The following is a 12,067-nucleotide window of genomic DNA, read 5'->3' on the forward strand; positions in this document are numbered from 1 at the left end:
GGAATAAGATAAGCCGCGTTTTATCTCGCGGCTTTTTCTTTAGTTTGTATATTTTTATGGCACGTAAGAAAAACAGGAAGGTTACAAGGTATCCGTTCTTTTTGCACATAAACGTGGGTATGCTGTTTTTTGCATTTATGATCGTTTACGTTGTAATCTGCGTTGTTATTTATTTTAACAAGAAGCATATTGTTGGCTATGAGGTAATGGAGGGCTCTCTTTCTTCAAATAATATCTATGAAGCAGTGGCTCTTAGAACTGAGAAGATAGTACCTACCGATAAATCAGGTTACATCAACTATTTTGCCACGGAAGGGCAGAGGGTTGCTGTAGGTAATCTGGTTTATACTGTGGACGAATCAGGTGACCTTCTCGATTATCTTAAGTCGCAAGGATCCGAACAGGCAGAGCTTACGGATGAGGATCTTAGCGAGCTTAGGACCCAGATAGTGAGTTATTCATCAAGCTTTAAGCCTACAGAGTTTTCATCTGTTTATGATTTTAAGAACAGCTTGGATGGAACGGTACAGAAGCTTGCCAGCGCAAGCGTACTTCAGAATATCCAGTCTCTTAATTCCAGTGGTTCAACGGCTCAGAGTATCAACTACTGTTACGCACCGGATACGGGAATTGTTCTGTATTCCATTGATGGTTACGAAGAACTGACTTTAAATGATATGACAGCTGATCTTCTTGACAGCACCAAATATGAAAAGAATCAGCTTATAAGCAACACTCTTATGGGAACAGGTGATAGCGCTTACAAGATAGCCACAGATGAGACCTGGAGCATTGTTATTAAGGAAAATGATCTTGAGAAGGTACAGAACCTTTCAGAGAGAGAATATGTAAAGGTAAGATTCCTTAAGAACCAGGACGAATCCTGGGGTAAGGTTTCATATTATACCAATGATGCCGGTGATACCTTTGTGGCATTTACCTTTACCAATTCAATGATTACCTTTGCAAAGGACAGATTCCTTAATGTAGAGCTTATCACTGAAGAAGAGAAGGGACTTAAGATTCCAAACAGCGCTATAGCTGAAAAGAGCTTCTATGTTGTTCCTAAGGAATATGTAATTAAGGGCAGCAATAATAACTATGGTGTTCTTAGAGACAAATATGATGAAAGCGGCAATGAGACCTCTGAATTTGTGGAAGTTGAGCTCTATAATGAGACGGAAGACAGCTACTATATAGATGATGTGTCGCTTAGAAGCGGCGATGAAGTCATTAAGATGGATTCACAGGATAAATTTACAATCAGTCAGAAGGATACGCTGATTGGTGTTTATAACATCAACAAGGGGTATGCGGACTTCAGACAGATCAGTATTCTTTACCAGAATGATGAGTATTCGATTGTAAAATCAAATACCACCTACGGACTTAGCGTCTATGACTATATTGTGCTTGAAGCATCTACTGTGGAAACAGAGCAGGCGGCTGCAAACCTTGACACTTCGAGTGAAAACTAGCATAATATAATAGTTGATTTTTATTTAAATCATATTTAACGGGAGATGAGGAAAGTTAATATGAGCGTAATGGATAAGTTTTTATCAGCTATGAAGCTGAATGGGGATGACGAAAGTGGTTACTATGATCAGGACGATGATGCATATTATGACAGCACCATTGAGCCTATTCGTAAGCCGGGCGGAATCGGCAAGGATGATCCTTCTATAGAAATAAATGAAGAGAAGCTCAAGAAGTCTGCACCTGCTCCGAGAAGTACAGCTGCAGCCAGAACAAGAAATATCGGTTCAGGTATGGAAGTATGTGTTGTAAAGCCTACTTCAATTGAGGATGCAAGAGAGATTACAGAGACACTTCTTAATAACAGGACAGTAGTTCTTAATCTTGAGGGTATTGATGTTGAGCTTGCTCAGAGAATCATTGATTTTACATCAGGTTCCTGCTTTGCAATATCAGGTAATCTTCAGAAGATTTCCAGATATATATTTATAGTGACACCTGCAAGTGTTGATATTTCCGGTGATTTTCAGGATATCCTAGGCGGTGCCTTTGAGAGTTCCATGGGTAGTGCCGGACCGCAGTCAATGTAATTTAGATAATTAAGCAGAAGCACTTTTGCTTCTGCTTTTTTTGAGTAGAATACCGGTAAGATTACGAGCCGGAAGTACGTTTTAGGGAGAATTTATGGCAGAAATATTGAACGTAAAATATAATGGGGAGCCCTGCTACGATATAGTTTTTGATGACAGCTTTGATGAGCTTTCTTCGAAGGTTAAAGAGCTTGGATTTTCAGACAGAAGATTTTGTATCATTACAGATTCAAATGTAGGTCCTCTTTATGCAGAACAGGTTAAAAGCATACTTGAACCTATAGCAAGTAAGGTTGTTGTATATGAGATTCCTGCAGGAGAAGAGAATAAGAATCTTACAGAAATAAATAAGGTATATGGTTTCCTTATAGAAGAAAAGCTGGACAGACATGATCTTATAATTGCTCTTGGCGGCGGAGTTGTCGGAGATATGGCAGGCTTTATAGCAGCTACATATCTTAGAGGAATTGCCTTTATTCAGATTCCCACAACACTTCTTGCTCAGACAGACAGTAGCGTGGGCGGCAAGACCGGAGTAGATTATGAAGGCTATAAGAACATGGTTGGAGCATTTTATATGCCGAGACTTGTTTTTATGAACATAAGCGTACTTAAGACTCTTGACGGAGTTCAGTTTGCTTCGGGCTTTGCTGAGGTTATGAAGCACGGTCTTATTAAGGACTCAGACTTTTACATGTGGCTTATCGAGAACATGTATGAGATTGAGGAGAGAGATCCCGAAACACTCATCACCATGGTTAAAAAGAGCTGTGATATTAAGAGAGCTGTTGTAGAGAAGGATCCCACAGAAAAGGGTGACAGAGCATTCCTTAATTTTGGACACACAATAGGACATGCTATTGAAAAATATAAGAATTTCGAGCTCCTTCACGGTGAATGTGTAGCACTTGGCGCAGTTGCCGCAGCTTTTATCTCCTGGAAGAGAGAGCTTCTTTCAATGGATGAGTACTATGAGATAAGAGATATGTTTGTTCCCTTCGGTCTTCCTATATCAGTTACGGATATAGACGAGGACGAAGTGATAAGACTTATGCATTCTGATAAAAAGGCAGATTCCGGAAGTATTAAATTCGTGCTTCTTAAAAAGGTAGGTAAGGCAGTCCTTGATAAGACAGTTACGGATGATGAAGTAAGAGCAGCCCTTAAAGAGATCACATGGACAGAGGATTTCGAATAAAGTAATAGTTTTAGGAGTTTTGATTTTTTATGGATATACTTACTAAGAAGAAAAAGATTTCACTGGTGCTTGATATTGTAGTTATTGCGATTCTTATAGCACTGGATCAGTTCACCAAGCATCTGGCAGTAGTTCATCTTCAGGATAAGGATAGTATAGTTCTTATTCCAAAGGTGCTTGAGCTTACTTTTCTTAAAAACAACGGAGCTGCCTTTGGTATTCTTCAGAATCAGAAAGTGTTCTTCGTAATGATCGCTATTATTATACTGATTGTAATAGCTTATGTACTTTTTCGTATTCCCAATGAGAAAAAGTACACCATAATGCAGGTGGTTCTTGTTATGATCGCCAGTGGCGCTGCAGGAAACCTCATTGACAGATTAAGAAATGATTATGTTGTGGATTTTATCTCATTTGTAATAATCAATTTCCCTATTTTTAATGTGGCTGATATCTATGTAACAGTATCTACTATATTGTTCATTTTTCTGTTTTTGTTCTATTATAAAGAAAAGGATTTTGATTTCCTTAGCTTCAATCAGCAGCGCAAGTACAGGGAGTTTAAATAATGCAGTCAGGTGATGAGAATCATATAAGATATGTCATATCTGAAGAAATGTCCGGAGAGAGAGTTGATAAGCTTATGAGCTCTCTCTCTGATTCTATGTCCAGAAGTTATATTCAAAAGCTTATAAAAAGCGGAAGTGTACTGATAAACGACAAAGCCGTTAAGGCCAGTACTGTTGTTAATGAAGGCGATGTTGTGGATATGATGATACCAGCATCGGTACTTCCGGATATAGAGCCTGAGAACATTCCTCTGGATATTATTTATGAAGATGAAGACGTAATTATTGTAAATAAACCAAAGGGAATGGTGGTTCATCCTGCTCCCGGGCACTATAGTGGGACTATGGTTAATGCACTCATGTATCATTTAGGAGATAACCTTTCAGGGATTAACGGAGTCATGCGTCCCGGAATCGTTCATAGAATCGATATGGATACCACTGGCTCTGTTATAGTCTGTAAAAATGATAAGGCTCACAACAGCATTGCAGAGCAGCTTAAAGAACACAGCATTAACCGTGTTTATCATGCTATATGTCACGGCATTGTTAAAGAAGATGAGGGAACTGTCACTACTAATATAGGAAGATCTCAGTCAGACAGGAAAAAAATGGCAGTTGTGCCTGAAAACCAGGGCAAAAATGCGATCACTCATTATAAGGTATTAAAACGTTTTGAAGAGGATAAGATGACCTATATAGAGTGTCATCTGGAAACCGGAAGAACTCATCAGATAAGGGTGCACATGGCTCATTTGGGACATCCACTGCTTGGAGATACGGTATATGGACCTGAGAGGAAAAGCAAATTCAAGCTTCAGGGACAGTGCCTCCATGCAAAGACTCTTGGCTTTAAACATCCATCAACCGGAGAGTACATTGAAACCGATGCTCCTTTACCGGATTATTTCAAACATTTATTGGAAATCTTGAAATGATTTTTGGGAAACTACTTTTTGCATTATAGTATCCAAAAATTTCACCTAAAATATATAACTTTTGCCAATAGATTAAATAACGCCTCCTTGGTATGATTACTATTGTTAATAGTTAATACTTTTATGGAGGTGTCTATATGTTATTCCAGTTATATGGTCCTAGCGCAAGCATGCAGCTCTTAGGTTGGGTTCTTGTTTTTGCAGGTCTTATTCTTATGAATGAGGTAGGTCGTAGAACTAAGGCTGGCGGAATTCTTGTATTCGTAATAATCCCCAGCATTCTTACAGTTTATTTCATCGCAGCACATCTTGGTGCATTCGGCGGCGCAGCTAATCCTACTGTTGCTTACATGGATGGCTGGTTCCACTATTTCAAGCTTTATGCAGCTGATATAGGTTGTGTCGGCTTCATGATGATCAAGTACAAATGGGGCATTGGTAAGGAAAAGTGGTTTGCATGGTTCCCCTGGGCAATCGTTGCAGCTAACATCATGATCGCTAATGTTTCAGACATGGAGTCAGCTCTTGCTGCATTCTCAATCACAGGCGACCTTTCAGGTGCCTGGTGGGCTTCAAATGAAGGCGTATTCATCTATGGTGGATGGTGGAACGTTGTTAACGCTATTGCAGGTATGATCAATATCTTCTGCATGACAGGCTGCGTTCACCTTTACACATCAAAGGATGCTAACAAGTCAGATATGCTTTGGCCTGATATGACAGTATGGTTCATCGTAGCTTATGATGTTTGGAACTTTGAGTACACTTACCTCAACCTTCCTACACATTCATGGTACTGCGGTGTTGCACTTCTTCTTGCTCCTACATTTGCTAATGCTTTCTGGAACAAGGGTGCATGGATCCAGAATCGTGCTAATACACTTGCAATCTGGTGTATGTGGGCACAGGTTGTTCCCGGATTCCAGCTTTGGTCTAAATTTGCAGCAGCTCTTCCTTCAGTTTATGGCGGAGCTACAGCAAACGGCATCACAACAATGGATCTTTATGCTAAGGCAATTGAACTCTACAATTCAGGTGCAGGTAAATCAGCGCAGGCAGGTGAGATCATCTCATCAATGGGTATCACAGCTGATCCCAGAATGCAGGGCTTTGTAGCAGTTCTTGCAATTGCAGTAAATGTTATCTGCATTGCTGAGATCATCAAGAGATCAGTTAAGGCAGGTAAGAATCCTTATGCAAACGAAGTATTCACAGATACTAAGGACTTCCAGCTTGCTATGGAAAGAGCAGAGAAAGCTTGATAATTTAATGCTTTTTTATTCAGATACCCTGTCCAAAGCGGCAGGGTATTTGACACTATGAAATTTTTAATAGGTTAGGAGATTTACTTTGGGAAGAAAACCACCTTATAAGCCTTCTTACGTGAAGGATGATGCCGTTCTTCGTGAGCCTATCGTGAAACTTGGCAAGATGATCACCGATAGACCGCTTCAGAAGCTCGGTTTTAAGAAAATTACTAATGATGATCCCGAGTATTGGGGACTTGCTTCAATCGTTTCAGATGAGGAAGCAGAGCTTGCTCTTAAGATGGGTGTCAGAAAGCCTAAGACCTTTGATGAGCTTAAAAAGATTTCAGGTATCGAACCTGCGCATCTTCAGAAGCTTTTGGACCACATGTCATGGACAGGACTCCTTGAGTACAACTGGGAAAATGAGAAGCATGAGAAGCAGTACCTTGTTCCCATGTACGTTCCCGGAAGTGCCGAGTTCACAAACATGAACAAGGAAGTAATCGATGCACATCCTGAAATGGGTAAGTTCTTTGATTACATGACAACCCTTCCTCTTGAGAAGGTTACAAAGCTTGTTCCTCCAGGAGGAGCAGGAATCGGTATGCATGTTATTCCTGTTGAGAAAGCTATCGAGATGGAGAATGAATCTATCTCTCTTGAGCACATTTCTCACTGGCTTGATAAGTATGAAGGAAAATATGCAGCAAGCCCCTGTTCATGCAGACGTTCAAGAAAGACCTATGAAGAAGGCTGCGCCGATGATGAGAACGATTGGTGTATCGCTGTAGGTGATATGGCTGACTACGTTGTAGAGTCAGGTAAGGGCGGAAGATATATCACTAAGGAAGAAGCTCTTGAGATATTCAAGAAGGCTGAGGATAACGGATTTGTTCACCAGATTACTAACATCGATGGTGAGAATAAGATTTTCGCTATCTGTAACTGTAACGTAAATGTATGTTATGCCCTTAGAACTTCACAGCTTTATAACACTCCCAACATGTCACGTTCAGCTTATGTTGCCAGAGTAACTGCACAGGACTGCGTAGCATGCGGACGCTGCGTAGAGGTTTGTCCTGCAGGTGCTGTTAAGCTTGGTCAGAAGCTTTGCAGAAAGGACGGATCAGAGGTTAAATATCCCAAGCATGATCTTCCTTCTGAGAGAAAATGGACAGAAGCTGACTGGGATTGGGATTACAGAGATAACAACAGAATTAACTGCTATGATTCTGGTACAGCTCCCTGTAAGACAGCTTGTCCTGCTCATATAGCTGTTCAGGGTTATCTTAAGCTTGCTGCTCAGGGTAAATATACAGAAGCTCTTGCACTTATTAAGAAGAACAATCCGCTTCCTGCAGTTTGCGGACACATCTGTAACAGAAGATGTGAGGAAGCTTGTACAAGAGGAACTATCGATCAGGCAGTTGCTATCGATGAAGTAAAGAAGTTTATCGCTGCAAGAGATCTTAATTCAGAGACATGCTTCATACCTGAAAAGGTTATTCCTAAGGTTAACGGCGGATTTGATGAAAAGATCGCTATTATCGGTGGAGGTCCAGCTGGACTTTCATGTGCGTTCTACCTTGCAGAGAAAGGCTATAACCCTACAATCTTCGAGAAGAACGAGAAGTGCGGTGGTATGCTCGTATATGGTATTCCTTCTTATAAGCTTGAGAAGGATGTAGTTCAGGCTGAGATTGATATTATTGAGGCTATGGGCGTTGAGATTAAGACCGGCGTTGAAGTTGGTAAGGACATCACACTTGATGAGCTTAGAGCCCAGGGCTACAAGGCATTTTATATCGCTATCGGATGCCAGGGCGGAAGAAAAGCAGGAATCCCCGGTGAGGATGCAGAAGGTGTTGTAACTGCTGTAGATTTTCTTCATGCAGTAACCGATGATGAGACAATCAAGGTTGAAGGCGATGCTGTAGTAATCGGTGGTGGTAACGTTGCTATCGATGTAAGTAGAAGTGCTGTAAGATGCGGTGCTAACAGCGTTAAGCAGTTCTGTCTTGAAAGCAGAGATATCATGCCTGCTTCTGATGATGAAGTTGAGGAAGCTGAAGAGGACGGAATCGAGATCAACTGCGGATGGGGTCCTAAGGAAATCCTTACAGAAAATGGTAAGGTTAAGGGTATCGTCTTTAAGAGATGTACTTCCGTTAAGGACGCTGATGGTCGTTTCAATCCTCAGTATGATGAGAATGATACAGTTACAGTTGAATGTCAGCATGTATTCTTAAGTATCGGTCAGAGCATCGTTTGGGGCGATCTCCTTGCAGGCTCCAAGGTGGAGCTTGGAAGAGGAAATGGCGCTGTAGCAGACAGTCTTACATATCAGACAGCGCAGCCTGACATTTTCGTCGGCGGTGATGTTTATACAGGTCCTAAGTTTGCTATCGATGCAATTGCTGCAGGAAAACAGGGTGCAATTTCAATTCATCGTTTTGTACAGCCTCATTCATCACTTACAATCGGACGTAACCGTAACGATTTCAAAGAACTTGATAAGAATGATATTCTTGTTAAGGACTACGATACATGTAAGAGACAGGTTCCCGGAAAGAGCGATAAGATTGCAGATCCTAAGCATTCATGGCGCGATGCAAAGCTTGTATTCACTGAGGAGCAGGTTAAGGCTGAGACAGCAAGATGTCTTTCATGCGGTGCTTCTGTAGTTGATACCAACAAGTGTATCGGATGCGGCCTTTGTACCACAAAGTGCGAATTCGACGCAATCCATCTCTTCAGAGAGAACCCTGAGTGCAGCGTGATGATTCCTTCCGAAGACAAATTCAAGGCAATCATCCCTTACGCAGCAAAGAGAGCTATAAACATTAAGTTTAAAAAATAAGTTTATTGGCAGCCATGTGGTTTTATCGAATGATATATTGTGTTCTGCTGACGCTCTCGCTCTGTTAAAAACGTAGCGGTTCTAAGGTGTCAAAAAACGCCACCTAAGAACCGACGTTTTTAAAAGCAGCTTCACACAATATATTCATTCTTTAAAAACCAATGGCTGAATATACTTGTTTTTGAACTTTATCCCTATTGTTTTTTGATTTCCAAATTGAGGTTTTAATTTATGCACGAATTAGGTGTTGTTTTTCATATAATTGATGATTTAAAGGTTGTGGCAGAAGAGAATAAGATTGAGAAGATTGATTCTGTGACTATTGAACTGGGTGAGGTTTCATCAGTTATTCCTCATTTTCTTACTGATGCATGGAATTGGGCTGCAGCAAAACATGATTTTGTGGCAGGTACTAAGCTCAATATTGAGTCAATACCGGCAATAACTGAGTGCAGTGACTGCGGTAAACAATATGGCACAATAGCTCATGGAAGAATCTGTCCCTTCTGCGGCAGTGAAAAAACATACCTGGTTCAGGGCAATGAATTTCTTATTAAGGAAATTGAAGTATCTGAATAATACTGAAAAATGAAGTAATAAAGATGAAGGACGCTCAATAATGGGCGTCCTTTTTAGCTAATTATAAAATGATAACAAATTGAAAAATGTATCGCATTATTTTCATATTAAAAAATCATTTTGGTAATACAGAAATTTATCTAATATTAATGACAACAGCGCGGTGGTTTGATAAAATATAGTCATGTTGCATAGGAAATGCTAAGAAATCGCAATATATATAAGGCAATTTCCTAAAAAATACTAGATAAGGGGGTATTACAAACCATGGCAACTAAGGAGAAGAGAAACGTTATTGTTGGACAGTCCGGAGGACCTACTGCTGCAATCAATTCATCGCTTGCCGGTGTTTATCGTACAGCTATCGATCGTGGGTATAAGAAAGTGTACGGTATGATCCACGGGGTTCAGGGACTTATGGAAGGTCGTTATGTTGATCTTGCTGATCACATTAAGACCGGACTTGATGCAGAGCTTCTGAAGAGAACACCTTCTGCATATCTTGGCTCTTGTCGTTACAAGCTTCCCGAGATTTTCGAGAGCAAAGAGACCTATGAGAAGATTTTCCAGATTCTTACAGATCTCGAGATCGATTGCTTTATCTACATCGGTGGTAACGACTCAATGGATACCATCAAGAAGCTTTCTGATTACGCAATCATTTCCGGTTCTACAGTAAGATTCGTTGGTTGTCCTAAGACAATTGATAATGACCTTGCACTTACTGACCACACACCGGGATACGGCTCAGCTGCTAAGTACATCGGTACATCTGTAAAAGAGATCATCCGTGATGGATGGAGTCTTGAGACAGAGCATGGTCAGGTTGTAATTGTTGAGATCATGGGTAGAAATGCAGGATGGCTTACAGGCTCAGCTGCTCTTTCAAGAGGAGAAGACTGTGACGGACCTGATGCAATCTATCTTCCTGAGCTTCCTTTCGATGTTAAGAAGTTCATCGATAAGGTTAAGAAGCTCCTTAAGGAGAAGGCAAACGTTGTTATTGCTATTTCCGAAGGTATTCATGACAAGGATGGCAAATACATCAGCGAGTACGACAACGGCGTTGAGTATGTAGATGCATTCGGACACAAGCAGCTTACTGGTACAGCAAGATATCTTTGCACAGTACTTTCACAGGAAATCGGCTGCAAGACCAGAGCTATCGAGCTTTCAACACTTCAGAGAGCTGCTAGCCACTGTGCATCTCGTGTAGATATTCTTGAAGCTTACGAGGTTGGTGGTGCTGCTATGAAGGCTGCTGATGAAGGCGACAGCGGTAAGATGGTAGTTATCGAGAGACTTTCAGATGATCCTTATCAGGCTGGAACAGAGGTTAAGGATGTTCACAAGATTGCTAATGATGAGCGTCTCGTTCCCAGAGAATGGATCAACAAGGAAGGCACTTATGTAACAGATGAGTTTATCACTTATGTTCGTCCTCTTATCCAGGGTGATGTAGGACCGATCATGGTTGATGGTATTCCGAGACATCTGTTTGTACCCGGCTTCCAGGAACTCTTATAATTTAATATCGAATAATAATTTAGGGAATCTGCTTTTGCGGATTCCCTTTTTTACGCGCAGATAATTCTATTGAAATTTCCAAAGATTTGTCCGGATATGCGCAGATTTAAGAGTAATTTTACTTTATGTTTTTTAGCATTTTATAGAATTATTTTATAATTATGGTTGAGGTATTATCGATTAATCGTTTTTTTATTTTTCTAAACGAGGACAAAACATGAGTAGATTAGTCAGAATTTTAATCGTAACAACATTACTCATTTCTATTACAGCGTGCTCCAGTCCAAAGGCAGTTATCGGAGAAGACGCTCATTTAAAGTATGATAACTTGAATGTTATCGATATAAATCTGACTGAGGAAGAATACGGCATCGGTGTCGATAAGAATCAGCCGGAGCTCCTTAATCAGATCAATGCCTTTATCAAGGAATGTGAAGCAAACGGAAAATTTGAAGAGATATGCTCACACTACGAAGGGGGAGAGCCTGTTCCTGTAGAATCTGTTGAGAGAAACAACACAAAGGATCAGCTTATTGTGGCTACCACAGGTGATTTCGCTCCCTTTGATTATAATATTGCCGATAAATCCTATGGTATAGATAAGGAATTCGTTGCAGCTCTTGCGGAATATCTTGGTAAAGAGCTTGTTCTTGAATATATAAATTTCGACATTATGTTTATGACGGTTGCCCAGCATAAAGCTGATATATGCATTGCCGGCATAACGATTAATGATGCCAGGAAAAAGTATGTAGATTTTTCTGATCCATATTATCATGCAGGACAGATAATTGTTACTACAGATAAATGTACGTTATTTGATAACGTTAAAAATGCAGCTGAAATAGAAGAAGTTTTAAATAATCCTGATAACAATCTTACGGTTGCTGTTGAAAACATGACAACAGGCCACTACTACTGTGAAGGAAACAGTGATTTTGGATATGCCGGATTCCCTGTGACTACAGTACCTTTGGCAACCCTTGATGATTGTCTTGAAGAGCTTGAGGGAGGCGGCGTTGATATCGTAATAGGAGATGCTGCCGTCCTTAAATATATTATCGATAAGTAGCATAT

At 40.5% G+C, this 12,067-nt stretch carries 10 protein-coding genes; all 10 read left to right on the forward strand.

What is annotated here, in order from left to right; genetic code table 11:
- Nucleotides 1-56 precede the first annotated feature (56 nt).
- The 10 genes from G610_RS19465 to G610_RS0102720 all read left to right on the forward strand — a co-directional run bounded on the left by G610_RS19465 (nucleotide 57) and on the right by G610_RS0102720 (nucleotide 12,062).
- Nucleotides 57-1,478, forward strand: coding sequence for an HlyD family efflux transporter periplasmic adaptor subunit (locus G610_RS19465; protein ID WP_051197521.1), 1,422 nt, complete (start codon nucleotides 57-59; stop codon nucleotides 1,476-1,478).
- A gap of 60 nt (nucleotides 1,479-1,538) precedes the next feature.
- Nucleotides 1,539-2,069: a cell division protein SepF gene (locus G610_RS19470; RefSeq protein ID WP_035796739.1), complete on the forward strand. Its 531-nt coding sequence runs from the start codon at nucleotides 1,539-1,541 to the stop codon at nucleotides 2,067-2,069.
- Nucleotides 2,070-2,163: 94 nt separating this feature from the next.
- A complete protein-coding gene (aroB, locus tag G610_RS0102685) occupies nucleotides 2,164-3,267 on the forward strand; it encodes a 3-dehydroquinate synthase (RefSeq protein WP_026523547.1) in 1,104 nt (367 codons plus the stop codon).
- Nucleotides 3,268-3,296: 29 nt separating this feature from the next.
- The gene (lspA, locus tag G610_RS0102690; protein WP_026523548.1) at nucleotides 3,297-3,836 is read left to right on the forward strand and encodes a signal peptidase II; all 540 of its coding nucleotides are present in this window, start codon (nucleotides 3,297-3,299) and stop codon (nucleotides 3,834-3,836) included.
- Nucleotides 3,836-4,774 carry an RluA family pseudouridine synthase gene (locus tag G610_RS0102695; protein ID WP_035796741.1) on the forward strand — a complete coding sequence of 313 codons (939 nt, stop codon included), beginning with the start codon at nucleotides 3,836-3,838 and terminating at the stop codon, nucleotides 4,772-4,774. The genes lspA and G610_RS0102695 overlap by 1 nt, the downstream gene beginning before the upstream one ends.
- Before the next feature lie 137 nt (nucleotides 4,775-4,911).
- Nucleotides 4,912-6,036: a DUF5692 family protein gene (locus G610_RS0102700; RefSeq protein WP_026523550.1), complete on the forward strand. Its 1,125-nt coding sequence runs from the start codon at nucleotides 4,912-4,914 to the stop codon at nucleotides 6,034-6,036.
- A gap of 169 nt (nucleotides 6,037-6,205) precedes the next feature.
- Nucleotides 6,206-8,884, forward strand: a complete 2,679-nt coding sequence (locus G610_RS0102705; protein WP_051197571.1) for an FAD-dependent oxidoreductase — start codon at nucleotides 6,206-6,208, stop codon at nucleotides 8,882-8,884.
- Nucleotides 8,885-9,115: 231 nt separating this feature from the next.
- Nucleotides 9,116-9,463 carry a hydrogenase maturation nickel metallochaperone HypA gene (locus G610_RS0102710; RefSeq protein WP_026523552.1) on the forward strand — a complete coding sequence of 116 codons (348 nt, stop codon included), beginning with the start codon at nucleotides 9,116-9,118 and terminating at the stop codon, nucleotides 9,461-9,463.
- A gap of 267 nt (nucleotides 9,464-9,730) precedes the next feature.
- On the forward strand, nucleotides 9,731-10,990 hold the full coding sequence (locus G610_RS0102715) for a 6-phosphofructokinase (protein ID WP_026494674.1): 1,260 nt from the start codon (nucleotides 9,731-9,733) through the stop codon (nucleotides 10,988-10,990).
- 217 nt (nucleotides 10,991-11,207) lie between these two features.
- Entirely contained in the window at nucleotides 11,208-12,062 is an 855-nt protein-coding gene (locus G610_RS0102720; RefSeq protein WP_026523553.1) for a transporter substrate-binding domain-containing protein, read from the forward strand.
- The last annotated feature ends 5 nt before the right edge of the window (nucleotides 12,063-12,067 follow it).

This window comes from Butyrivibrio sp. MB2005, from assembly GCF_000424285.1.
Classification (GTDB): domain Bacteria; phylum Bacillota; class Clostridia; order Lachnospirales; family Lachnospiraceae; genus Butyrivibrio.